Here is a 24,022-nt window from a genome sequence, read left to right on the forward strand (position 1 = left end):
GGACCTGGACGGCACCCACGGCCGCCGCCGGGCGGGGCCGCCGGCGCACGGACCGCCTACTGGTTCTGCGGCGGCAGTCCCGCGACGAAGGGGTGGTCGCGCTCGATGAGGCCCAGCTTGCTGGCACCACCGGGCGAGCCGAGCTCGTCGAAGAACTCGACGTTCGCCTTGTAGTAGTCCTTCCACTCCTCGGGAGTGTCGTCCTCGTAGAAGATCGCCTCGACCGGGCAGACCGGCTCACAGGCACCACAGTCGACGCATTCGTCCGGGTGGATGTACAAGGACCGCTGGCCCTCGTAGATGCAGTCGACCGGGCACTCCTCGATGCACGCCTTGTCCTTGACGTCGACACAAGGCTGCGCGATGACGTAGGTCACGCTGTCGTTCCTCCTCGATAGGGCGCTGGCGAGCCGTCTTCAGGCTCCGCCACCTGGCGCGCGGGAGCGCGGCGTCGTCGATGCCCGCACCTAGTATCTCCGTTCTTGGGCATGATCCGAACAGGAGGGTTGGACTGAGCTGTGGATTTCTCACCACACTTCCGGCTTGAGGTCCGTGTCACCCCCGCTGACGTGGGCAAACGCGTATCGGTGCGACGGTTGCGCGAAGGGGCCCCCGAGGGTGAGAAGTTCACCGACACGGTCGGTGTTCTCACATCATGGGACGACGGTGTGCTGCTGATCACACGCCGGTCCGGGGAAAGCGTCCGCATTCCGGAGGCGACGCTGGTCGCGGGCAAGGTCGTCCCGGCCGCGCCGGCCCGCAGACGGGGCCCCGCGGCCTCGTACGAGGAACTGGCGCGCGTCGCCGCACGGGCCTGGCAGCCGGTGGAGCACGAACGGCTCGGTGAGTGGGAGCTGCGGGCCGCGTCCGGCTTCACGCGGCGCGCCAACTCGGTCCTGCCCCTCGGCGACCCGGGCGTGCCGCTGGACGAGGCGCTGTCGCTCGTACGGGAGTGGTACGCGGCCCGTGGGCTGCCCGCCTACACGCAGACCGCCACGGGCGCGGAGGGCACGCAGGAAGCGCTGTGCGCGGAGCTGGAGGCACGGGGGTGGGCGCGTGAGGTGTCCGCGGAGCTGTGGACCGGCGCGCTGGCGCCGGTGGCGGACCTCCCGGATCCCGGGCCCGAGCGGACGGTCACACTGTCGCGCGAGGCGGACGAGGGGTGGCTGGGGCGCTACCAGCGCAAGGGGGTGAGCGAGGTGGCCCTGAAGGTGCTGGGCAGCGGTCCCTCGGTGTGGTTCGCGACCGTGCCCGGCAGCGGGCCGGGGGTGCCCGCGGCAATCGGCCGGTGTGTGGTCGACGGCCGCTGGGCCGGGTTCGCCGCGGTGGAGGTGGACCCCGCGCTGCGCCGCCAGGGCCTGGCCACCACGGTGATGACGGCCCTCGCCCGCCGGGCTCTGACGGAGGGCGCCTCGGCAGCCTGGCTCCAGGTGGAATCGGACAACACAGGAGCCCGCACCCTCTACACCCGCCTGAACTTCACCCCCCACCACGCCTACCACCACTACCGCGCCCCGACCCCCGTGAGGGGCACGGGAAACGGCGCGGCCGGCCACCACGCACCCGCACCCGCACCCGACGACACGCCGATACCACCCCCCACCAGGGGCGCGGGGAACGGCGCGCGCAACCACGACGCACCCGCACCCGACAACCCCACGTGACCGGCCCCGTAAGGGGCGCGGGGAACGGCGCGACCGGCCACCACGCACCCGCACGCGACAACCTCACGCCCACCCCACCCCCCTCCCGCGGAGAACCGCGTGGCGCGGACCGCTATCGATCGGCGTGAAAGGGCACGAAGCAGCTATGCGTCCACTACATCCCCCCGACCCGGCGCGAAGCGCCGAATGGCGGCGGTGCTTCGCCGAAGAGGCACGGGCCGACCGCCCCGACCTGTCGGCCCTGTGTCTGCTGGTGGGCGCCCAGGCGGACGGCGAACTGACCGAGGCCGGGATGGACGCGGCCCAGATCGAGCTGGACCGGCTGGCCGGAGAGCTGCCGTTCCGGCCCGGCGGCCCCCGGTCCTGGGCCACGGCGCTCTCCGAGCACCTCGGCGGCGGCCTCGGCTTCCGCGGCACGCCCGGCGACTACCAGCGACTGGAGTCCTCCCTGCTGGACAAGGTGCTGAAGCGCCGCCGCGGACTGCCCATCCTGCTCTCCGTGGTGTGGATGGAGGTCGCGAGGAGGGCCGGAGCGCCCGTCTACGGAGTGGCCCTGCCCGGTCACTTCGTCGTCGGCTTCGGCCCGCCCGAGCAGCAGGTCCTCGTCGATCCGTTCGTCGGCGGCCGCGTACTGACCGGCACCGACGCGGAGCTGCTGGTGGCCGGCGCCACCGGCTCCCCCCTCGACCCGTCGATGCTCTCGCCCGCCGACCCGCTCGACGTCGTCCTGCGCATCCTGAACAACATCCGCGCCTGGGCCGCCGCCCGTCCGGAACGCTCCGACGTGGCCCTGTGGGCGGTCGACTTCTCGCTCCTGCTGCCCTCGCACCCGGCCCGGCTGCGCTACGAGCGCGCCCAGCTCCTCGTACAGCGCGGCGACTTCCTCACGGGCGCCACCGAACTCGACGCGTACGCGGAGATCGTGGCCGCCGTGGACGAGCCGGCGGCGGCCCGCGTACGGAGTCAGGCGCACGCGGCCCGCGCCATGCTCAACTGACCCCCGGGCGCCCCTTCCAGGGCTCCTTCAGGGCTCCTTCAGGACCGCTCGGCGGCCAGTTCCCCCAGCGCCCCTGCCACCGACCTGACGAAGGCCGCGTACGCCCTCGTGCTGCACGGCGGTTCCGGGTTCCAGGGGGTGACGGTCGCGGCCGAGGTCAGGGCGCGCCAGGCCGGTACGGACTCCAACTCGGCGGCCGGGGCGGCGTTTCCGCGGACGTCCGCGAGGACCAGGTCGGGAGCGAGTTCCGCCGCCCGGTCCCAGGTGGTCGTGGCCCAGTTCGCACCACCCTCGCCCGGCTCGGTCAACTCCACGCCCAGCTCGACCAGATGCCGCAGCTCGGGCCAGGCGCCGGGGCGGGCGAGATGCACCTGTCCCGGCCCGGCGGCCGACAGCGCGAGCACCTTCGGCGGCACCGGAGCGGCGACGGACCGCACGGCCGGCCGTACTGCCGACCGGACAGCGTCCTCAGCTGCCGCCAACTCGTCCTCGCGCCGCGCCGGTTCACCGCCGAGCGCGCCGGCGAGTTCGGCGAAGCGGGCCAGGATGCCGTGCAGCGAGGTGTCCGCGCCGACCGCGAGCGCGAGCACCGGCGCGCCCGCCCGTTCGGCCGCCGGCTCCGTGACCGCGTACGGCTTCTTCCCGTCGTAGGTGACGTCGACGATCAGGTCCGGCCGCACGGAACCCAGCGTCGCGTGGTCGAGGGTCCTGCCCGCGCACAGGTACGGGACGTCCGCGAGGGAGCCGGACTTGGCGGGGTCGGGCTGGTCGCCGTCGTGTCCGGACCCGTACACCGCGACGGGCCGCACCCCCAGGTCCCACAGCCCCGCACCCGCGCGTACGTACGCGGCGACGCGCTCGGGCCGTCCGGCGAGCCGCACCGTGATTCCCCGGTCGTCCGTGAATTCCCAGCCCATACGGCACCCGCCCCTTCGGAACCCGCCCAGCGCGGCCCACCCGGGCCACGATGCGGCGGAGGCCCGGACAGGACAAGAGGGCACCGGGCCATCACCGGGTGCCCTCTCGACCTTCCGCGAAGCGAACGGCCGCTACGTGGGGTTGGTCTCGATCACGCCGACGCGGTCCGCCGCCGACTTGCCGAGGAGTGCCTGGCGCAGTGCGACGACCACGTCCTGCGGGGTCACGGCGGTCTTCTTGCCGTTGCCGCGGGCGATCAGCACACCGTCGAACGCGCCGCCGTACAGCTCCTTCAGCGCGGGCAGGTCGTAGTAGTCGACCAGTTTGCCCTCGGAGGTGGCCTTGACGCCGAGGAACTTCCACAGGGAGTTCTCGGGGCTGAACTGGACCACCGCGGTACCCGCCTTGACCGTCACGAGTCCGGACATCGCGGGCTGCGCGAACTCCTTCATCATGCGGTCGACCTCGGCCTTGGAGACCTTGGGCTCCCTCGCCGTGGTCGGCACCCGCACGGGAGCCGACTTCCCGGTCTCCACCTGGGTGCGGTACGCGTCCTCGACGGCCTTGGTCGACCGGTCGATGTCGATGCCCTTGCCCGCCTTGCCGTAGACGGCGACGGCCTTGCCCGACTGGAACTTGATCGTTCCCTCGGTCGCCGAACCGGAGCCGCCCGCGGCCCCTTCGAGGGCGGCCGCCAGCTTCTCCTCGTCGACGGGCATCACGGGGGCGACGACGCGCTCCTGGCCGATCAGCGAGCCGATCACCGAGACGGGGTTGTAGTCGCTGCCCGCGGCGGCCCGCACCGTGGCCTGGCTGTCGAGCTGGAGCCCGGCCTGGTCCGGCTTGAGCGCGACGGTGTCGCCCTCGACCGAGAGCTGGAGCGGTTTGGCGGCCGATGCCTTGAAGGCGTCGTCGAGCTTCTGGACGGCCTCGTCGCGCGTTCCGCCGCCGATGTCCACACCGAGCACGCTGGTGCCCTTGGGGACGTCGGAGTGGTTCATGAGCAGTCCGGCGCCGTACGCGAGACCGCCCAGGGTCACCACGCCGGTGACCAGGAGCACCAGCTTGTTGCGGCCCTTTTTCTTCTTCTTGGGCCGCGCGGCGGCGGGTGCGGCCGGTGAGACCGGTTCCGGCAGCTTCGGGGGCTGGTGCGGCAGCGGCCCGTCGGTGTGCGCGCCCGGTCCGAACGGCGAGTTCGGGGCGGGGGGCACGACGGGGATGCCGCTGGTGAGGGTGTGCCCGGAGACGTTGTCACCGGCTCCGCCGTAGCCCGGCGCGCCCGGTTCGGGCGCGGGGACCTGCGGGGTGAGGATCGCGGTGTCGTCGCTCAGTCCGCCACCGGGGCGGTTGGCGCCCGCGGGGGCACCGGTGAAGGCGGAGCCGCTCTGGGCGCCCTTGCCGCCGGGGAAGCCGGAGGCGTCCGGGGCCCCGGGAGCGCCCTGGCCGCCGGGGCCGGGACCGCCGGGGGCACGGTGGCTGCCGGGACCGTCCGGGCCGCCGGCCGCGCCGGGGTTGCCGGGGCTGCCCTGACCGCCGGGGGCACGGTGGCCGCCGGGGCCCGCGGGGGCGCCGGAGCTGCCGGGGCCGCCGATGGCACGCTGACCGCCGGGAGCGCCACCGGGACCACCGGGGAAGCCCTGGCCGCCCGGGGCGCCTGGTGCCGCCAGGGGCGTGTCGCCGCTGACCGGGCCGCCGGTCGGACCCGAGGGCCCGCCCTGACCGTTCTGGCCGCCGTCGGAGAAGTACGGGAGTCCGTCGCGGCGCGGTTCGGCGCCGCCGTTGTCGCCGGCCTGAGCGCCCGTCGGGTACGGGGATCCGCCCGGCCCGGTGCCCAGCGGACCCGCCGCCAGCGCACGGGAGACGTCGAAGGAGCCGGTACCGCCGCCGTGGCCGGGGGCCACGGGTCCGGTGCCGCCCGCGCCGGGCAGTCCCGCGCCGTTGGTACCGCCGCCGGGCCGTGCCGCGGGCGTGTTGGCACCGCCGGGCCGCACCGCGGGCGGGCCGGAGGGGCCAACTCCCGCACCGGCGCCCGCCGCCGGGCCCTGGGCGCCCGAACCGGCGGCCATTCCGGCGCCGTTGGCGTTGCCGCCGCCCGGTCCGCCCTTGGGCGCACCGGCCTTGCGGGGGGCGAACCAGTCGCTCCGCTTCTCGTCGGCGCCACCACCGCCACCGGCACCACCGGCGCCGGGCACGGGGTGGGACCCCGTGTCGGGATCCACGGGCCGGACCGGAAGGGCGGCCGGACCGGTCTCCGGGGCGGCGGACCTGGACGCACCTGTGGCGTCGGAGGACTCCGCGTTGGCCACGGGCGTGCGCACGACGACCGGCGGAATCGGCCGGGATCCGGGGATGTTGATGCGGATCCGCGTCGTCAGCGTGGTCTCGGTCTTGGGCTGTTCCGGCCGGTCACCGGCGGTACGCCCCGCGTCGGCGGCGCCGTCGGAAGCCATCGGCGTTCCGTACGGCGGAGTCCCCGACGGGTATGCGGTTCCCCCGCGCCCGTTGGGCCCGGAGGACGAACTGTCAGTTTCACGACTCAAGGCAGGTTCTCCTGGTTGGCTCCACCGCCCGGTTACTCGACCTCGACCTCGATTCGGGCGGCTCGGCGGCGCGCTCCACCATACTGGCCACTTGTGCCCCTCATTTTGCGGCCGTCGGGGAAACCCACACCGGACGTGCACCTGCGCGCTGTGGCGAAGTGGTACGTCACTTGCCAAGTCGGGCGGCGGCACCGCCCGGTTGCCGCCCTTGGCCAAGGGTGGCGCACATCACAGCCACAGCCATACCGCCGAGCAGGAAGAGATAGGAGCCCGCTCCCGCGGCGAAGAGGAAGTCGCCCTCGGGGCGGCTGGCGGTGAGCAGGACGACGGCGATCATCCAGCCGGCCGCGGGCGCGACCGCCCCGGCCCTGCCGCCGGTCGCGCGCGATCCCCCGAGGAACAGGCCCGCCGCACCGGCCAGCGCGAGCAGCAGCCCGCCCGGGAACCAGCCCGACTGGACCAGCGCCCCGGCGACCGCGACCACGGCGCCGAGGACGAAGAGGCCCAGGTGGACGACGATCCGGAGGGCCGAGGGCGGGCGCAGGGGCTGCGCGAGCGCGGCGCCCGCGTTGGACCGGTCCGCGTACGAACGGTTCGCGTTCGACCTGTTCGCCGCGTTCATCGGGTACCGCCCTCGGTGGTTGCTTCTGTGATCTCTGCGAACGTCGTCCCTGTGGCCGTCGTCCCGGCGGACAGGTCCGTGATTCCCGCGAACAGATCGGTCTCCCGGGCCGTCCCGGCGCGCTCGCCGCGCACCAACTCGTAGTACTCCACGAGGAAGAGGGGCTGCGCGAGCCGGTTGGAGAGGGCGAACCACGGTTCGGCGACCTCGATCTGAGTGGCGTGCGCCCGCATCGCGGCGGCCTTGGCGACGGCCTGGGCGGTGCCGTCGATCTCCGTGGTGACCACCGGATCGTCCACCACACCCGGCACGTCGTCGAGTGTCGCGGCGGCGGGGAACGGCAGTTCGTCCAGTACGTCCTTCAGGCGGGCGAAGCCCTCCTCGGCGACGGAACGCGGTACGCGGTTCCAGTAGATCTTCGCGATCGTCCACGGTTCGCCGAGGTCGGTCCTGAAGTCCGGGTCGGCCGCCAGATCGGCGGCGCGCATGGCGACGCGGTGGGCCTGGATGTGGTCGGGGTGGCCGTATCCGCCGTCCGGGTCGTAGGTGACGAGCACGTGAGGGCGTACCTCACGGATCACGGCGACCAGATGCGCGGCGGCCTCGTCCACGTCCGCGCGCCAGAAGCAGCGCGGGTTGTCGTTGTCCGGGAGGCCCATCATCCCGGAGTCCTCGTAGCGGCCGGGGCCGCCGAGCGGACGGGCGTCCCGCACACCCAGCTCACGCATCGCCTCGGCGAGCTCCGCCAGGCGGTGCTCGCCGAGGTGTTCTCCCGACAGATGCGCGAGTCCGGGCGGGATGACCTCGCCCAGTTCGCCCCGTGTGCAGGTCACGAGGGTGACCTGAGCGCCCGTGGCCGCGTACCCGGCCATGGTGGCGCCGTTGTTGATCGCCTCGTCGTCCGGGTGCGCGTGCACCAGGAGCAGACGCCCGGCCGAGGGGGAGGGGGGTCCCCCGGGCCGGCGGCCGGAAGAGGGCAGTTCCGTCATGGACCCCACCCTACGAGGCGGGTGGTCCGGTCAGAACTTGATGTCCCCGATCATGCCGGCGATGTTCGTGGTCAGCTCATTGATCGTCGGGGCGATCGTCGAACTCGCCAGATAGAAGCCGAGCAGGACACAGACGATGGCGTGAGGCGCCTTCAGCCCTGATTTCTTGACCAGGATGAAGACGATGATCGCCAGTAGCACCACCGCCGAAATCGAAAGTGCCACGGCGGCTCACCTCCAAAGATCCCAGGGACAACGGGGGGTGGGGTCGAACATTGGGGGGCAGCAAATGCGTACAGCAGCCAGCAGGTTGATACCCACACAGCGCTAGTGATCATAACTATTCGTGCGTGCGCATTGATCGGCGCACGGCCGCACAAGGGGGCGCATGGCCAATATGGTCGGAGCATGACGACCGAGCCTCTCTCCTTTCCGCGCCGGCAGGCGCGCACCCTGCGTTTCACGCTGGGGGCGCCCCGCGCGTTCACCGTGGCGCCCGATGGTTCACGTGTGGTGTTCCTGCGGTCCTCGTCCGGCACGGACCGGGCGAACCAGCTGTGGGTTCTCGACGTGGCGAGCGGCAAGGAGCGCCCGGCGGCCGACCCGGGGGCGCTCCTCGGGGGTTCCTCCGAGCGCCTTTCGGCGGCGGAACGGGCCCGCCGCGAGCGCAGCCGCGAGGGGGGCGCGGGCATCGTCGGCTACGCCACGGACGCCGCCGTGGAGCTGGCGTCCTTCGCCCTGTCGGGGCGGCTCTTCACCGCGGAACTGAGGGCCGGAACCGCGCGTGAACTGCGGGTTCGCGGACCGGTGATCGACCCCCGCCCGTCCCCCGACGGACGGCTCGTCGCGTACGTCGCCGGGGGCGCCCTGCGGGTCGTCGGCGCCGAGGGTGAGGACGGCCGGGTGCTCGCGGAGCCCGAGTCGGACACCGTCACCTACGGGCTCGCCGAGTTCGTCGCGGCCGAGGAGATGGGCCGCTCGCGGGGCTTCTGGTGGTCCCCGGAGTCGGACCGTCTGCTGGTGGCTCGGGCCGACGACGCCCCCGTACGCCGCTGGTGGATCTCCGACCCCGCGCATCCCGAGCGGGAGCCTCAGCAGGTCGCCTATCCGGCGGCGGGCACCGACAACGCGGAGGTGCGGCTTTTCGTACTGGGGCTCGACGGGGTACGTACGGAGGTTCAGTGGGACCGGGCCCGCTACCCCTACCTGGCGCGAGTGCACTGGTCGGCCGCCGGGGCTCCGCTGCTGCTCGTACAGGCGCGCGACCAGGCGAGTCAGCTCTATCTGGCCGTCGACCCGGACTCCGGGACGACCAGGATGGTGCACGCGGACGAAGATCCAACTTGGCTTGATCTTTTCCCTGGTGTGCCGAGCTGGAGCCCGAGCGGACAGCTCGTGCGGATCGCCGACGAGGGAGGGGCGCGTGTGCTGGCGGTGGGCGAACGCCCCCTCACGGGACCGCAGTTGCACGTGCGCGCCGTGCTCGACGTGTCCGCCGACGACGTGCTCGTGTCCGCGTCGGCCGGCCCGGACGCGGCCGGCCCAGAGATCGGGGAGGTGCACGTCTACCGGGTCAACGACCTCGGCATGGAGCGGATCTCGCAGGAGCCCGGCGTGCACTCGGCGGTGCGGGCGGGCGGCGTGACCGTGCTCGTGTCGGCCGTGCCCGACCGGCCCGGGGCGCAGGTCGAGGTCGTGCGCGACGGGGGCCGCAAGGCGACGGGGAGCGGCCGGGCCGGCGGTCGTACGGAGGCGGTCACCGTGGCCTCGTACGCCGAGCACCCCGGAATGAGCCCGCGCGTGCACCTCACGGAAGCCGGTGAGCGCCGGGTACCGTGCGCCGTCGTGCTCCCCACGGACTACACCGACGGTCCGCTGCCGGTGCTCATGGATCCCTACGGCGGGCCGCACGGGCAGCGGGTCCTGGCGGCGCACAACGCGTACCTCGCGCCCCAGTGGTTCGCCGATCAGGGCTTCGCCGTGGTCGTGGCGGACGGGCGGGGCATGCCGGGCCGCTCGCCGGCCTGGGAGAAGGCGGTCAAGGACGATCTGGCGGCGGTCGTCCTCGACGACCAGATCCACGCGCTGCACGCCCTCGCCGAGCGCTTCCCCCTGGATCTGACCCGGGTGGCGATCCGCGGCTGGTCGTTCGGCGGCTATCTCGCGGGGCTCGCGGCGCTGCGCCGCCCCGATGTCTTCCACGCGGCCGTGGTGGGCGCGCCGGTCACCGACCAGCGGCTGTACGACACCCACTACACGGAGCGGTATCTGGGCGATCCGAACCGGCAGCCCGAGGTGTACGCGGCGAACTCGCTGATCGACGACGACGGCCTGGTGGGGGCGGTCGAACCGGCGCGGCCCATGATGATCGTGCACGGTCTCGCCGACGACAACGTGGTGGTCGCGCACTCCCTGCGGCTGTCCTCCGCGCTGCTGGCCGCGGGCCGTCCGCACGAGGTGCTGCCGCTGTCCGGGGTCACGCACATGACCCCGCAGGAACAGGTCGCGGAGAATCTGCTGCTGCTCCAGGTGGACTTCCTGAAGCGGTCGCTGGGCCTGCGGTAGGGCCGGCGCACCGGGCGGCCGGCGCACCGGGCGGCCGGGGTCCGGGCGGTCGGGGTCCGGCCGCCCGCACGGCCCCTACCGCAGACCTCGGACGAGCAGGTCGATCAGCCGCCGGTAGGTGTCCGGCGAGCCGGACACCTGCCCGATGCCGCCCGACTCCAGGTGGACCGCGCCGTGCAGGGCCGTCCAGACGACCTGCGCGGCCTCCCCCGCGTCGGCGAAGCCCCGGGGTGTGCGGCCTCCGGCGAGGTCCTGGACCAGCTCGATCAGGACCTCGAAGACCGCATGGCCGTACACCGACGCCTCGGAGCCCGTCCGGGCGACCGGTCCGCCGCCGCCGAAGACGAGCGCATAGCGCTGCGGATGCGCGAGCGCGAAGTGCCGGTATCCGTCGCAGGCCCGCCGGAAGCGCGGCTCGGGGTCCACCGACCGGTCCACGTCGACCGCGTGCCAGAGGTCGTTCAGAGCCCGGACGGCCAGGGCGCCGAGCAGGCCGTCCTTGTTGCCGAACCGGTTGTACACCCCCATGGGCGCGACCTCGGCCTCGCGGGCGACCGCGCGCACGGTGACACCGGCCAGGCCCTCGCGATCGAGCACGTCCTGCGCCGCGTCCAGCAGTACCTCGTGCAGCCGTTCGCTCGCCGTACGGCGCCTGGACGGCGGACCTGCTCCGGCGCTCATCCGTCCCACTCCTCCTGTTCGGGCCACCCGGCGGGCCACGCTGTATAACATTGTTCTACAGGGTGCCTCGTCGTGCCCACGGGGCGGCAACCGGAGTGATCACTCGTGCGATCCGATGCATGGACGCGATCCGATCCATGGGCGGCCGGCGGCACGCTCGCCGTGGGGGTCGCGCTGGCCGTGGGAGCGGCGTCCGCGGTCTTCGGCGACCATGCCGGTACGGCGACGCTGTGGGGAATCGTCGCCCTGGGAGCGGTCGGCCTCGTCCTGGCCGTGCGGGCGTGGAGTCCCGCCGTCGCCGTGGCCGCCCTGCTGGCCGCCCTGGAGATCCGCGATCCGGCGCCGTGGGGCACCTGGGCGGTCGCCGGAGGGCTGCTGTTCCTGTTCGCCCTCCGCCGCCCCCGTCTCGACGCGATCGTCGCCGGCGCGGTGGTCGCGGGCGGCACGCTGCTCGCCGCGTACAACCCGTACGCCTCGCGGCAGGACAGCGGCGGCGTCGGAGCGTTCGGGATCGTCACGCTCGCGGCCGCCATGGTCGGGGTGGGGCAGTGGGTGCAGGCGCAACGGCGCTATGTCGTCGCGGAGCTGGGACGGCGGCGCCAGGAGGCCGAACGCCGGCGGGAGGAGGTGGCCCGCCACGTGGCGGAGGAACGGCTGCGGATCGCCCGCGAACTCCACGACAGCGTGGCCCATCACCTCGCGGTGGTCAGCGTCCACACCAATGTCGCCAAGGCCAGTCTGGCCTCCTCGCCGGAGGCGTCCAGACGCGCCCTGGACGAGGTGCAGGCCGCCACCCGGTCGGTGCTGGAGGAACTGGGAGTGGTCCTGGGCGTGCTGCGCGCCTCGGAGTCCGAGGTCGCCCCGGCCGCCCCCGTGGACGCCGCCGTGGTCGACGAACTCCTGGAGAGCTTCGCGGGCATCGGGCTGAAGGTCGGCGCCGAGGGGCTGGACCACCTGCTCGCCCTCGCACCGGTCGCCCGGACCGCCGCCCGGCGCATCCTCCAGGAATCGCTCACCAACGCACAGCGGTACGGCGACGGCGGCGCCCACGTGACGGTGGACCCGCCGGCCGGCGGATACGTCACCCTGTCGGTCCGCAACGCCTGGGTACCGCGCGAGACCGGGTCCGCAGGAAGCGGGCTGGGGCTCGTGGGCATGGAGGAGCGGGTCCACGCGCTCGGTGGCACCTTCCACGCGGGCCCGGACGCGAAGGGATTTTTGGTGACCGCACAACTCCCGGCCGCCGCGCCGCGAAGAACAGCGAAGGAGACATCCGGATGAGCGTCGTACGCGTCCTCGTCGTCGACGACCAGGTCATGATCCGCTCCGGTATACGGGCCCTTCTGGAGACCGGCACCGGAGTCGACGTCGTCGGCGAGGCGGCCGACGGGAGCCGGGCGGTCGACATGGCGCGGGCCCTGGTGCCCGACGTGGTCCTCATGGACCTGCGGATGCCGGTGCTCGACGGAGTGGGAGCGATCACCCGGCTGCGGGCCGACGCCGTCACCGCGGACATCGGGATCCTGGTGCTGACCACCTTCGACACCGACCAGGACATCCTGGCCGCCCTCCAGGCCGGGGCCAACGGCTTCCTCGGCAAGTCCGCGGACCACGAGGAGCTCCTGCGGGCGGTCGAACGGGTCGCCGCGGGCGGCTCCTCCCTGTCCGCCGTCGCGACGGACACCGTCGTCGGGCACCTCACCCGCACCGCGCGCGAGCAGCGGCAGCCGGACCCGGTCTCCCCCGAGGATCTGCGCAGGGCCGGGTCCCTGACCTCGCGCGAACGGGAGGTCACCGTGCTGGTCTCCCAGGGGCTGACCAACGACGCCATCGCGGAGCGCCTGTTCATCTCGCCGCTGACGGTGAAGACCCACGTGAACCGGGCCATGAGCAAGATGCACGTCAGGGACCGGGCCCAACTCGTGGTCGCGGCCCTGCGGGCGGGCCTGCGCGAGGACTGACCGCTCCGGACGACCGACCGCTCCGGGCGACGGACCACCGCAGGTCACGAACCGCGGCAGGCGGGGATCCGCTCCGGGCGGAGGAGAACCGGGGAGCCGGAAATACACCAGCGGCGGTAGATCCGCTACCGCCGCCGTGCGACGACCACCGGGCACCTCCCGGCGGAGGCTGGGCACCGGCCGCACGAGCGGCCCGCGCACCGCTCTCCGCAGGAGTCCCGATGTCCCGATTGTTGTCCAGGATCGGCGCGTTCAGCGCCGCTCACCGGCTCGTCGTCGCCGGAGCATGGTTCGTGCTGACGGTCGTCCTCACCGTCGTGACGATCAGCGGCGCCAAGTTCTCCGACGCCGAATTCAGCATCTCGGGCGCCGAGTCGACCACCGCGCTCGCCACGATGAAGAAGGCGTTTCCCGAGGCCGACCCCGACGCCGGCGAGCTGATGCTGGTCGTGGAGGCGCCCGACGGCACCTCCCTGACCCGGCCCGCGGACCGGGAACTGGTCGCGGGCCTCGTGTCCCGCGCCACCGGCGTCCCCGACGTGAGGTCCGCCACGGACCCGTACGCCGAGGACCGCCCCTATGTGTCGAAGGACGGTTCGGTCGCCGTTTCGACGCTCACCGTCGCCCTGGAGGCGGACCAGGCCGTCGTCGAGAAGGACCTCCGGGAGGCCGCGGCACCCCTGACGGACCAGGGATACCGCGTCGAACTCGGCGGAAGCCTGGAGGACGGGCCGCCCGAGATCGCCGGCGTCACCGAGATCATCGGAGTCGTGGTCGCCTTCGTCGTGCTGCTGCTGACCTTCGGCTCGCTGGCCGCCGCGGGCGCGAACATGCTGACCGCCCTGAGCGGGGTCGTCGTCGGCGTCCTGGGCATTCTCGCGTGGTCCGCCACGGGCGAGGGCATCCAGTCCACCACGCTGATCATCGCGGTGATGCTCGGGCTGGCCGTGGGCATCGACTACGCCCTGCTGATCCTCTCGCGGTTCCGTGACGAGCTCCGCCGGGGCGCCGGCGTGGACGCCGCCGTGGCCCGCGCCTGCGGCACGGCCGGCACCTCCGTGGTGGTGGCCGGGACCACCGTGGTCATCGCCCTGACGGGGCTGGCGATCGTCCGGATCGCGTTCATCACCGAGATGGGGCCGGCGCGGCACTGGCCGTGATCGTGGCCGTGGCCGCCTCGCTCACGGTCGTACCGGCCGTGCTGAAGACCCTCGGCCACCGGGCACTGCCGCGCAGGGAGCGCCCGGGACGGGGCGCGGCGTACGCGACCGGAGCGACCGGAGTAACCGGAATAGCCGAAGCGACCGCGGAGGACGCAGCGGCGGCGGAGGCGGCACCGGCCACGCGGGCAGCATCCGCCGCGCAGGGGCCGGGCAGCCGCCGCGGGACGGGCCTGCTGGGCCGCTGGGCCCGGATGGTGGTCGACCGGCCCGTCCTCACGATGCTGGGCAGCACCGTCCTCGTCGCCCTGCTCGCCGTGCCGGCCCTCTCTCTCAAGACCGAACTCGATCCCCCGGGCGGCCCCGACCCGGCCAGTTCCCAGCGCGCGGCGTACACCACGGTCAGCGACGCGTTCGGCGCCGGCGAGCAGAACCCCCTGGTGGTGCTCTTCGAAGGCCAGGACGCGGCGGACACCGCGGCCGGCACGGCGAAGCGGATCACCGCGCTGAAGGGTGTGGCCGGCGTCAGCCCGGTCCAGCGCGCCGAGGACCCGGGGTTCGCCTTCCTCGCGGTCACACCCGACCACGGCCCGACCGACGCGCGGACGAGCGACCTGGTGAACTCGCTGCGCACGGAGATGGACGACGTGGCGGGCGCCGAGGTCTCGGTGACGGGCCAGACCGCGGTCGACGTGGACGTCGACTCGGCGCTCTCGTCGGGCCTGATCATCTATCTGGTCGCCGTGGTCGGGCTCTCGCTGCTCCTGCTGACGCTCGTGTTCCGTTCCGTCATGGTGCCGCTGCTGGCCACCGCCGGGTTCCTCATGTCGCTGGCCGCGGGCCTCGGCGTGACGGTGGCGGTGTTCCAGTGGGGCTGGGCCGGCGTGCTGGTCGGCCTCGACGAGGCCCGGCCGCTGGCCAGCCTGACGCCTCTGATCGTGGTGGGCGTGCTGTTCGGCCTCGCCATGGACTACCAGGTGTTCCTGGTGGCCCGTATGCACGAGGCGCATCGCGGCGGACTGCACACCAGGGCCGCCATCGTGCGGGGCTTCGGGCAGGCCTCCCCCGTCGTCGTCGCGGCGGCCTCGATCATGGCGGCGGTGTTCGCCGGCTTCGCCTTCAGCGGCGGCGACCAGATGGTCGCGTCCATCGGACTGGCCCTGACCGTCGGGGTGCTGGTCGACGCGCTCGTCGTCCGCATGCTCCTCGTACCGGCGGCCCTGCGGCTCCTCGGTGAGGCGAGTTGGTGGATGCCCCGCGCGCTGGACCGCGTACTGCCGGACATCGACACGGAGGGCGCGTCCCTGGACCGGGAGGAGCCGCGGGTGGAGGACGGGCCGCGACAGGAACTCGCCGGGTCCGCACGGCCCTAGGGCCGATCGGGGGGAGACGGCGACCGGCCGGGGAGACATGGCGCTCCCCGGCCGGTCTACGGCACCCGCACGGCCGTACGCTGTTCAGGGTGCCGCGTCCGTATATCGGTGCCGGGTCGGCCAAGTTGCCTGCGTGTTAACGCAGTTGCTGCATGTTTGTCAGCCTATGTCGGCCCGTCCGGCGTATCGTCCGGCACCTCCCCGGGCACCTCCGCCGCCGACTCCCCCTGGGGCTCTCCCGGTGCGGCCCGCACATCCAGCGCATCCCGCGCAGGCTCCCGCGGCGGCTCCTCAGGCGGGACGACTTGCTTCTCCTCCGCAAAGTGGCAGGCCGAGTCATGGGCGGCGGGACCGGCCTCGTACCGGAACTCCGCGGGGACCGCGAGCAGCGGGACCTCCATCGCGCAGCGCTCCGCGGCCTTCCAGCAGCGGGTGCGGAAGCGGCAGCCGGAGGGGATGTTCGCGGGCGAGGGCACGTCGCCGAAGAGGATGATCCGCTCCCGGTGCTCACGGGCCTCCGGGTCCGGGACGGGCACGGCGGACAGCAGCGCCTGGGTGTACGGGTGCGTCGGGTGGTCGTAGATCTCGGCGTCACGGCCGGTCTCCACGATCCGCCCGAGGTACATCACCCCGACGCGGTCGGAGATGTGCCGCACGATCGACAGGTCGTGCGCGATGAAGACGTAACTGAGGGCGAACTCGGTCTGGAGACGGTCCATCAGGTTGATCACCTGCGCCTGCACGGACACGTCGAGGGCCGACACCGGTTCGTCCGCGACGATGATCTCGGGGCGCAGGGCGAGCCCGCGCGCGATGCCGATCCGCTGGCGCTGGCCGCCGGAGAACTGGTGCGGATAGCGGTTGATGTACTCCGGGTTGAGCCCCACCACGTCCAGCAGGTCCTGCACCTGCCGCCGCCGGTCCCCCTTCGGCGCGACCTCGGGATGGATCTCGTACGGCTCCCCGATGATGTCTCCGACGGTCATGCGGGGGTTGAGCGAGGTGTACGGGTCCTGGAAGACCATCTGGATGTTGCGGCGGACGGCCTTGAGTGCGCGGCCGGACAGCTTGGTGATGTCGTCGCCCTTGTACCTGATCTCACCCGCGGTCGGCTTCTCCAGGTTGACGAGCATCTTGGCGACCGTCGACTTGCCGCAGCCGGACTCGCCGACGATGCCGAGGGTTTCCCCCGCGCCGAGGTCGAAGTCGACGCCGTCGACGGCCTTCACCGCGCCCACCTGCTTGCGGAACAGGATTCCCTGGGTGAGCGGGTAGTGCTTGACGAGGCCGCGGACCTGGAGGATCGGCTCGCCGACCGGGGCGTTCAGATGCTCGGCGACAGCGCCGTTCTTCCGCTCAGCCATTGAGGCACTCCCTCCAGAAGTGGCAGGCGCTCACGCGGTCCGCGCCCGCCTCGGTCACCTCGTACAGGGGCGGTTCGTCGGTGCGGCAGACGTCCTGGGCCATGGGGCAGCGCGGGTTGAAGGCGCAGCCCGGCGGGATGTTCATCAGGTTCGGCGGCAGGCCCTTGATCGCGTAGAGCTCCCGGCCCTTCTGGTCGAGCCGCGGGATCGACTCCAGCAGACCCTTCGTGTACGGGTGCGCGGGGGCCTTGTAGATGTCGTGGACCGGGGCGGACTCGACGATCCGGCCCGCGTACATGACGGCGATCCGGTCGGCGACGTCCGCGACCACGCCGAGGTCGTGGGTGATGAGGATGAGGCCCATGTTGAGCTCGCGCTGCAGCTCGGCGAGCAGGTCCATGACCTGGGCCTGGACGGTGACGTCGAGGGCCGTGGTGGGTTCGTCGGCGATGATCAGGGCCGGTTCGAGGGCGAGTGCCATCGCGATCATGATGCGCTGGCGCATCCCGCCGGAGAACTGGTGGGGATAGTCGCCCACGCGGGAGGCGGCGCCCGGGATGCGGACCCGGTCCATCAGTTCGATCGCCTTCGCCTTCGCGTCCTTGCGGGACGCGCCCCGGTGGACGGTGAACATCTCGCCGAGCTGGGCGCCGACGCTGAGCACCGGGTTCAGCGACGACAGCGCGTCCTGGAAGATCATCGCCATCTGGGCGCCGCGGACCTTGCGCCGCTCCTCCTCCTTGAACTTCAGGAGGTCCTGGCCCTTGAAGAGGATCTCGCCCGCGGTGATCTTCCCCGGCGGGGTGTCGAGGATGCCCATCACGGCCTGCGCGGTGACGGACTTGCCGGAGCCGGACTCGCCGAGCACGGCGAGCGTCTCGCCCTCGTCCACGCTGTAGGTGACCCCGTTGACGGCCCTGGCCACCCCGTCCCGGGTCCTGAACTCCACGTGCAGGTCGCGCACTTCGAGCAGCACGTCGGTCACCTCAGCTTCGGATCGAGGGCGTCGCGCACCGCGTCGCCGAGCATGATGAACGCGAGGACGGTGACGGCCAGCGCCCCGGCCGGCCACAGCAGGGCGTGCGGCGCGGTGCGGATGTACTGGGACGCCGAGGAGATGTCGATGCCCCAGCTCACGGTGGGCGGCTTCAGCCCGACACCGAGGAACGACAGGGTCGCCTCCAGCGAGATGTACGTTCCCAGCGCGATGGTCGCCACGACGATGACCGGGGCGATCGCGTTCGGCGTGATGTGCCGCAGCAGCATCCGGGAGTTGGAGGCGCCGAGCGCGCGGGCGGCCTGCACGTAGTCGTTCTGCTTGGTGGTGATGACCGAGCCGCGGGCGATACGGGAGATCTGCGGCCAGCCCAGCAGCACCATGAAGCCGATCACGGGCCAGATGGTGGAGCTGGTGACGACGGACAGCAGCACCAGACCGCCGAGGACGACGGGGATCGCGAAGAAGATGTCGGTGATACGGGAGAGGACCGCGTCCCACGCCCCGCCGAAGAACCCGGCGAGCCCGCCGAGCACCGAGCCGAGGATCGCCACCCCGAGCGTGGCGCAGACGCCGACGGTCACGGAGACCCGGGCCCCGTACACCGTGCGCGTGTACACGTCGCAGCCCTGGCCGTTGTAGCCGAAGGGATGGCCCGGCTGGGAGCCCTCCTGGGACTTGGCGAGGTCGCACTTGAGGGGGTTGCCGGAGGCGATCGCCGAGGGCCACAGGGAGATGACGATCAGGAAGAGGATGACGAGCCCCGAGATGATGAAGACGGGGTTGCGCCGCAGATCGCGCCAGGCGTCGGACCACAGGGAACGGGGCTTGTCCTGCGGCCCCGTACCGTCCGGCCCGCCGAGAGGCTTGCGCAGGGAGTCGGCCTCCTGCGTGGCGAGGTCCATCGCGCCGCCCATGCCGGTCGCGGCGATGGCGCCGTCCTCGGGGGCTCGGCCGCCGCCGGACAGGTGCGGCCCCGGCGGCATGGAGGGCAGGGGCCGCTCCGGCGGCGTCGGCTGCTCAGGCATAGCGGATCCTCGGGTCGAGTACGGCGTACAGGAGGTCGACCAGCAGGTTGGCCACCAGGAAGACGAGGACGAGGACGGTCACGAAGCCGACGACGGTCTGCGTGTTCTGGCGCAGGATGCCCTGGTAGAGCTGGAATCCGACGCCGTGGATGTTGAAGATCCGCTCGGTGACGATCGCGCCGCCCATCAGCGCGCCGATGTCGGTGCCGATGAAGGTGACCACCGGGATCAGCGAGTTGCGCAGCAGGTGCCGGGTGATGACCCGGCGCCGGGGCAGGCCCTTGGCGATGGCCGTACGGACGTAGTCGGCGCGTCTGTTCTCCGCGATGGACGTCCGGGTCAGCCGGGTCACATAGGCGAGGGAGACGGACGCGAGGACCAGGCCGGGCACGATCAGCTCGTCGAAGGGTGCATCGGAGGACACGGACGGGCTGATCCAGCCCCATTTGACGCCGAGCAGCAGTTGCAGCAGCAGACCGGTGACGAAGGTGGGCACCGAGATGACGACGAGGGTGATCAGCAGGACACCGGTGTCGACGGGCCGGCCGCGGCGCAGTCCGGTGACGACACCGAGCGCGATGCCGATGACGACCTCGAAGAGGATCGCGACGATCGTGAGCCGGATGGTGACCGGGAAGGCGGTCGACATCAGCTCGGTGACCTCCTGCCCGTTGAACGCGGTGCCGAAGTCGCCGGTGAAGACGTTGCCCATGTAGGTCGCGTACTGCTGCCACACGGGCTTGTCCAAGCCGAACTCCCTGCGCAGCTGGGTCGCCGTCGCGGGGTCGCACTGGCGGTCTCCGCAGAGGCCCGCGATGGGGTCGCCCATCACGTTCACCATCAGGAAGATCAACAGGGTGGCGCCGATGAAGACCGGGATCATCTGCAGCAGACGCCGGATCACATACCGTCCCATGAGGGCTCCGGAGGTAGGTGGGGGCAGGCGGCGGGGGCGCGCACCTGCTTCCTGCCGAAGTGCGCGCCCCCGTGGCTCAGTTGACCTTGATCTCGTTGTAGACGGGCAGGCTGAAGGGGTTCAGTGCCACGTTCGAGACCCGGTCCGAGTAGCCGGCGCTGCCGTTCTGGTACCAGAGCGGAATGGCGCCCATGTCGTCCCGCAGGACCTCCTCGGCCTGCTGGAACAGACTGACGGCCTTGGCCTGGTCGGTCTCCGCGTTGGCCTTGTCGACGAGGCCGTCGAACTCCTTGCTGGTCCACTTGCCGTCGTTGGACGAGGCGTTGGTGTAGTACAGCGGCTGCAGGAAGTTCTGGATCAGCGGGTAGTCCATCTGCCAGCCCGCCCGGAAGGGGCCCGACATCTTGGACTGGGTGATCTGGTTGCGGAAGTCGGCGAAGGTGCCGACCGGGTTGCCGACGCAGGCCTTGTCGTTGTCGAGCGCGTTGTTGACGGAGTTGCAGACGGCGTCCACCCACTCCTTGTGGGAGCCGGTGTCCGCGTTGTAGGAGATCTTGACCTGCCCGCCGGGCAGGCCGCCGCCCTCCTCGATCATCTTCTTGGCCTTGTCGGGGTCGTACTCGCAGGCGTCACCGCACAGCCCCTTCTTGTAGCCGCCGTCCTCGCCGAGGACGGGTGACGTCCAGTCGGTGGCGGGGGTGCGCGTCTTCTGGAAGATGGTCTCGGTGATCTGCTTGCGGTTGATCGCCATGGAAAGCCCGGTGCGGACCTTCTCCATCCCGTCCTTGCCCCAGTTCTTGTCGTAGAACGGGAAGGCGAGGGTCTGGATGATGCCGGCGGGGGTGTTGATGTACCGGTCGCCGAGGTCGCTCTTGGCGTTCTTGAGCTGCGCGGCGGGCACGTCGTCGACGAGGTCGAGGTTGCCGGCCATCAGGTCCGTGTAGGCGGTGTTGTTGTCGGTGTAGACCTTCAGGTCCACCCCGCCGTTCTGCGCCTTGTCGTCCCCCGGGTACTTGTCCCACGTGCGCATCTTCATCGCCGAGCCCTTGGCGTACGAGTCGATCGTGTACGGGCCGTTGCCGACCGGCTTCTTCAGCCAGGCGGCGTGGTCGTCGAAGAACGCCTTGGGCAGCGGCGCGAAGGCGGCGTAGCCGAGGGTGTCGGGGAAGGTCGAGAACTTCTGGTTCAGCTTGACGGTGAAGGTGTTGTCCCCCGTCACCTTCAGCCCGCTCAGGGTCTGGGCGGACTGCTTGCCGCCGTCCTCCGGGTGGACCTTGTCGTAGCCGTCGATGTATCCGAAGAAGTACGCGTTCTTCTGGTTGTTCTTGAGGCTGGCGCCGTAGTTCCAGGCGTCCACGAAGGACTTCGCGGAGACCGCCTCGCCGTTGCTGAACGTCCAGCCGCTCTTGACGGTGACCGTGAAGTTCTGCGAGTCCGAGGTGTCGATCTTCTCGGCCAGCATGTCCTTGGCCTCGCCGGTCTTCGCGTCGTAGCGCTTGAGACCGCGGAACAGCATGTCGAGGACCTTGCCGCCCTGCACCTCGTTGGTGTTGGCGGGCTCCAGGGGGTTCTGCGGGTCGCCCCACGACGAACTGAGGATGCCGGAGCCGTCGCCGCTGCCGCCGCTGTCCCCGCCGTCCCCGCCTCCCCCACAGGCCGTCGCCGCGAGGGCTACCGCCGTCGCGCAAACGGCCCATCTGGCGTGTGTGGCTCCACGCATGGAGTGCCTCCTCATCGGTGCGCTGCGGCTCCGGCGCCGGAGCCAGTTCCTTTGCGCCCAATATCGGTGCAGAACTCACATAGCGCATATTCGGCGACCCACATGGGTGCATGGGGAGAGGGCTGCCATCCGTGACCTGCGGGCCGGTGGGGGCTTGAGTCAAGACGTGGGCGTGCAGCGGGACGCGCCCTTCAGGGGCGCGGGGAACTGCGCGATCAGCCCCCACCGGCCCGCAGCCGACACACTCCCGGTCCACCCCTCAGGGGCGCGGGGAACTGCGCGACAAGCCCCCACCGGCCCGCACGCCGCCTACCCTGGAGGCATGGACTACGCGAAGATGCGCGCGATCGCCGAGCAGCTCACGGGGTTCGCCGAGCACCTTGAGGGGGCGTGGAATGTGGAGATCGGCCCCTCGGGACCGTTCCTCGCCATGATGAGCCCGTCCAAGCGCCATGAGGGGACAGTGCGCCGCATCCGTAACCAGCTCAACGAACAGCTTCCCGCCACCCACCCGGGCTACGTGTGCGAGAACGGCCCCGAGATCGAGCACCCGTCGATCGGCCGCATGCGGCGCCCGGACGCGGTCGTCATCCCCGAGGAGGTGCTCGACGAGGAGGGCCTCGCCGTCGACGCGACACGCGTGCTGGCCGTGGTCGAGATCGTCTCGCCGTCCGACCCGGACAACGACTACACGGAGAAGCTGGCCGACTATCCGGCGATGGGCATCGGCCACTACATGATCGTCGACCCTCGCACGGGGACCATCGAGGTGCACTCCGCCCCGTGCAAGGGCCGCTATCAGGACAAGAACGCGTACATCTTCGGGGACTCGGTGCCGTTCAGCGCCTGGAAGGTGGAGACCGGGGCCTTCCGCCGCTACGGCAAAGCCGGAGACAGCGTGAGCTGACGGGTCAGTCCGACTCCCCCCTCTCCACACAGAACTCGTTGCCCTCCGGGTCCGCCAGGAGGAACCAGCCTCCGCCGTCCGGGCGTGTTCGGTCCGACAGGAGGGTTGCGCCGAGCGCGAGCGCGCGTTCCACCTCCGCCGCCCTCGTGCGTCCCGTCGGCCGCAGGTCGAAGTGGATGCGGTTCTTGGCCGTCTTGCCCTCCGGGACCCGGACGAAGAGCAGCCGCGGACCTCCCTCGGGGTCCGCGATCAGTGCCTCCGGATCACCGGGTTTGTCGTCGTCGTCCAGCGGCCGGCCCAGCAGTTCGCTCCAGAACAGGCCGAGGTCGTACGGGTCGCCCGTGCAGTCGAACGTGATGCTGTGAAGAGCGGGGTTCGTCATGGCGGGGAGCTTCCCTGATGCCCTTGAGGAAGTCGAACCCTTTTCACTTCCTCCCGCCGGGTCCGTTCATCCGTTGGGGCGGAAGTGCCCGAAGCCCGGCCGGGACGACGGCGCGGCGCGCCAGGGTGGGCCCGAGAGAGCGACGGCACGTCACCCCACCTCAGGCCAGGAGGTCACCGCATGCCCCCCACCGCACCGGACTTCGGTCCGGGTATCGACGACTACGCCCCCCACGAGGGGCAGCGGAACTGCGACCCGGTCGCGAAACCGGGTCTCCTCGCCTTCCGCGACCTGGTCCTCGCCGCCTACCCCGGCACCCGGAGCCTGGGCATCAGCAGGGAGTGCGGCAGGCCGGGGGTCAGCGAGCACAAGGAGGGCAGGGCCTGGGACTGGGGTGTCGCCGCCGACGGCCGGTCCGCCGACGCCGACGATCTCATCGGCTGGCTGCTGGCCACCGACCGGCACGGCAACCCTCACGCCCTCGCCCGCCGCTTCGGAATCATGTACATGATCTGGAACCGGCGGATCTGGCAGGCCGCCCGCGCGGACGCCGGCTGGACCCCGTACACCGGTGCCAGCCCGCACACCGATCACGTCCACTTCAGCTTCGGGTGGGCGGGAGCGCGCAAGGAGACCACCTGGTGGACCGGGCGCGGGACGGCAGCGCCGCAGGTCGGCGTCGGAATCCCGTCCGTCGTGGACCACGGCTCGGGCATGGTCGTGTCCGGGGTCGACGGGACGGGCGACGTGGCGCACCGCTGGCAGAACCAGGCGGGCGGCGCGTGGTCGGGCTGGACGCCCCTGGGCCGTCCGTCCTCGGGTGCGGTGGGCCGGCCGTGGGCGCTGGTCGGCCGCTACGGCAAGCTCGCGGTGTTCGTCCGTGGGACCGACGGGACGCTGTGGCACACCTGGCAGTCGGAGGCGGGCGCGTGGGCGCCGGAGTGGGTGTCCCTGGGCGGACGCCTCGCCGGTGACCCGGCCGTGGTCCTCAGCCCGAACGGCGCGCTGTCGGTGTTCGCCCGCGGCCCCGAAGGGCACATCACCCACACCTGGCAGCGCGGCCCCGAGCACGGTCACGCCTGGCACGACACCTGGGTCGACATGGGCGGAACCGCACAAGGACGCCCCACCGTCCTCGTCGGCCGCGACGGAGGCATGGTCCTCTTCACCCGCGGCACCGACAACGCCCTCCACCACCGCTGGCAGACCGGCACCGGCGGCCCCTGGTCCGACTGGAA

Annotated in this window: 21 protein-coding genes and 1 pseudogene; 9 read left to right on the forward strand and 13 right to left on the reverse strand. The window is 71.9% G+C overall.

Features of this window, described 5'->3' with window-relative positions:
• Positions 1 to 56: 56 nt before the first annotated feature.
• Positions 57 to 377, reverse strand: coding sequence for a ferredoxin (fdxA, locus tag ACFVH5_RS36940; protein ID WP_190033468.1), 321 nt, complete (start codon positions 375 to 377; stop codon positions 57 to 59).
• 192 nt (positions 378 to 569) lie between these two features.
• Here fdxA and ACFVH5_RS36945 point away from each other — a divergent pair, with 192 nt between their 5' ends.
• Both ACFVH5_RS36945 and ACFVH5_RS36950 read left to right on the forward strand, forming a co-directional pair.
• Positions 570 to 1,664, forward strand: a complete 1,095-nt coding sequence (locus ACFVH5_RS36945) for a GNAT family N-acetyltransferase (RefSeq protein ID WP_385838065.1) — start codon at positions 570 to 572, stop codon at positions 1,662 to 1,664.
• A gap of 145 nt (positions 1,665 to 1,809) precedes the next feature.
• Entirely contained in the window at positions 1,810 to 2,661 is an 852-nt protein-coding gene (locus tag ACFVH5_RS36950; protein ID WP_384804579.1) for a tetratricopeptide repeat protein, read from the forward strand.
• 38 nt (positions 2,662 to 2,699) lie between these two features.
• Here ACFVH5_RS36950 and ACFVH5_RS36955 read toward each other — a convergent pair whose 3' ends face one another.
• From ACFVH5_RS36955 to ACFVH5_RS36975, 5 genes are all read right to left on the reverse strand, one after another.
• A complete protein-coding gene (locus ACFVH5_RS36955; RefSeq protein WP_385838066.1) occupies positions 2,700 to 3,578 on the reverse strand; it encodes an ABC transporter substrate-binding protein in 879 nt (292 codons plus the stop codon).
• Between the two features lie 132 nt (positions 3,579 to 3,710).
• Positions 3,711 to 6,119, reverse strand: coding sequence for a hypothetical protein (locus tag ACFVH5_RS36960; protein WP_385838067.1), 2,409 nt, complete (start codon positions 6,117 to 6,119; stop codon positions 3,711 to 3,713).
• Positions 6,120 to 6,285: 166 nt separating this feature from the next.
• Positions 6,286 to 6,741 (reverse strand): DUF6113 family protein, encoded by a 456-nt coding sequence (locus ACFVH5_RS36965; protein WP_385838068.1) that lies wholly within the window; start codon positions 6,739 to 6,741, stop codon positions 6,286 to 6,288.
• Complete coding sequence (gene mshB / locus ACFVH5_RS36970; protein WP_385838069.1) at positions 6,738 to 7,730, reverse strand: N-acetyl-1-D-myo-inositol-2-amino-2-deoxy-alpha-D-glucopyranoside deacetylase; 993 nt, start codon at positions 7,728 to 7,730, stop codon at positions 6,738 to 6,740. The genes ACFVH5_RS36965 and mshB overlap by 4 nt, the downstream gene beginning before the upstream one ends.
• Before the next feature lie 30 nt (positions 7,731 to 7,760).
• Positions 7,761 to 7,955: a hypothetical protein gene (locus tag ACFVH5_RS36975; protein WP_107020199.1), complete on the reverse strand. Its 195-nt coding sequence runs from the start codon at positions 7,953 to 7,955 to the stop codon at positions 7,761 to 7,763.
• Positions 7,956 to 8,138: 183 nt separating this feature from the next.
• Between ACFVH5_RS36975 and ACFVH5_RS36980 the strand changes: the two genes are divergently transcribed.
• Positions 8,139 to 10,295, forward strand: coding sequence for a prolyl oligopeptidase family serine peptidase (locus tag ACFVH5_RS36980; protein WP_385838070.1), 2,157 nt, complete (start codon positions 8,139 to 8,141; stop codon positions 10,293 to 10,295).
• A gap of 75 nt (positions 10,296 to 10,370) precedes the next feature.
• On the opposite strand, the gene ACFVH5_RS36985 is transcribed toward ACFVH5_RS36980, so the two are convergent.
• Positions 10,371 to 10,976 carry a TetR/AcrR family transcriptional regulator gene (locus ACFVH5_RS36985; RefSeq protein ID WP_385838071.1) on the reverse strand — a complete coding sequence of 202 codons (606 nt, stop codon included), beginning with the start codon at positions 10,974 to 10,976 and terminating at the stop codon, positions 10,371 to 10,373.
• A 105-nt stretch (positions 10,977 to 11,081) separates the two neighbouring features.
• Here ACFVH5_RS36985 and ACFVH5_RS36990 point away from each other — a divergent pair, with 105 nt between their 5' ends.
• The 4 genes from ACFVH5_RS36990 (at position 11,082) to ACFVH5_RS37005 (ending at position 15,470) form a co-directional block, all read left to right on the forward strand.
• A complete protein-coding gene (locus tag ACFVH5_RS36990) occupies positions 11,082 to 12,257 on the forward strand; it encodes a sensor histidine kinase (RefSeq protein WP_385838072.1) in 1,176 nt (391 codons plus the stop codon).
• The gene (locus ACFVH5_RS36995; RefSeq protein WP_210880514.1) at positions 12,254 to 12,937 is read left to right on the forward strand and encodes a response regulator transcription factor; all 684 of its coding nucleotides are present in this window, start codon (positions 12,254 to 12,256) and stop codon (positions 12,935 to 12,937) included. Before ACFVH5_RS36990 ends, ACFVH5_RS36995 begins: the two co-directional genes overlap by 4 nt.
• 221 nt (positions 12,938 to 13,158) lie before the next feature.
• Positions 13,159 to 14,097: an MMPL family transporter gene (locus ACFVH5_RS37000; RefSeq protein ID WP_385838073.1), complete on the forward strand. Its 939-nt coding sequence runs from the start codon at positions 13,159 to 13,161 to the stop codon at positions 14,095 to 14,097.
• Between the two features lie 8 nt (positions 14,098 to 14,105).
• The gene (locus tag ACFVH5_RS37005; protein ID WP_385838074.1) at positions 14,106 to 15,470 is read left to right on the forward strand and encodes an MMPL family transporter; all 1,365 of its coding nucleotides are present in this window, start codon (positions 14,106 to 14,108) and stop codon (positions 15,468 to 15,470) included.
• 164 nt (positions 15,471 to 15,634) lie between these two features.
• Here ACFVH5_RS37005 and ACFVH5_RS37010 read toward each other — a convergent pair whose 3' ends face one another.
• From ACFVH5_RS37010 to ACFVH5_RS37030, 5 genes are all read right to left on the reverse strand, one after another.
• On the reverse strand, positions 15,635 to 16,834 hold the full coding sequence (locus tag ACFVH5_RS37010) for an ABC transporter ATP-binding protein (protein WP_385838075.1): 1,200 nt from the start codon (positions 16,832 to 16,834) through the stop codon (positions 15,635 to 15,637).
• Positions 16,827 to 17,810, reverse strand: coding sequence for an ABC transporter ATP-binding protein (locus ACFVH5_RS37015; RefSeq protein ID WP_385838081.1), 984 nt, complete (start codon positions 17,808 to 17,810; stop codon positions 16,827 to 16,829). The genes ACFVH5_RS37010 and ACFVH5_RS37015 overlap by 8 nt, the downstream gene beginning before the upstream one ends.
• A gap of 5 nt (positions 17,811 to 17,815) precedes the next feature.
• Positions 17,816 to 18,859 (reverse strand): ABC transporter permease, encoded by a 1,044-nt coding sequence (locus ACFVH5_RS37020; RefSeq protein ID WP_385838076.1) that lies wholly within the window; start codon positions 18,857 to 18,859, stop codon positions 17,816 to 17,818.
• Positions 18,852 to 19,775, reverse strand: coding sequence for an ABC transporter permease (locus ACFVH5_RS37025; RefSeq protein WP_385838077.1), 924 nt, complete (start codon positions 19,773 to 19,775; stop codon positions 18,852 to 18,854). Before ACFVH5_RS37025 ends, ACFVH5_RS37020 begins: the two co-directional genes overlap by 8 nt.
• Before the next feature lie 76 nt (positions 19,776 to 19,851).
• Positions 19,852 to 21,495: an ABC transporter substrate-binding protein gene (locus ACFVH5_RS37030; RefSeq protein ID WP_385838078.1), complete on the reverse strand. Its 1,644-nt coding sequence runs from the start codon at positions 21,493 to 21,495 to the stop codon at positions 19,852 to 19,854.
• 322 nt (positions 21,496 to 21,817) lie between these two features.
• Here ACFVH5_RS37030 and ACFVH5_RS37035 point away from each other — a divergent pair, with 322 nt between their 5' ends.
• The gene (locus ACFVH5_RS37035) at positions 21,818 to 22,402 is read left to right on the forward strand and encodes a Uma2 family endonuclease (RefSeq protein ID WP_385838079.1); all 585 of its coding nucleotides are present in this window, start codon (positions 21,818 to 21,820) and stop codon (positions 22,400 to 22,402) included.
• Positions 22,403 to 22,406: 4 nt separating this feature from the next.
• On the opposite strand, the gene ACFVH5_RS37040 is transcribed toward ACFVH5_RS37035, so the two are convergent.
• Entirely contained in the window at positions 22,407 to 22,784 is a 378-nt protein-coding gene (locus ACFVH5_RS37040; protein WP_385838080.1) for a VOC family protein, read from the reverse strand.
• Between the two features lie 180 nt (positions 22,785 to 22,964).
• Between ACFVH5_RS37040 and ACFVH5_RS37045 the strand changes: the two are divergent.
• Positions 22,965 to 24,022: pseudogene (locus ACFVH5_RS37045) on the forward strand (hypothetical protein); the annotation flags it as partial.

The sequence above is a fragment of the Streptomyces sp. NPDC127119 genome (genome assembly GCF_042677425.1).
GTDB lineage: Bacteria > Actinomycetota > Actinomycetes > Streptomycetales > Streptomycetaceae > Streptomyces.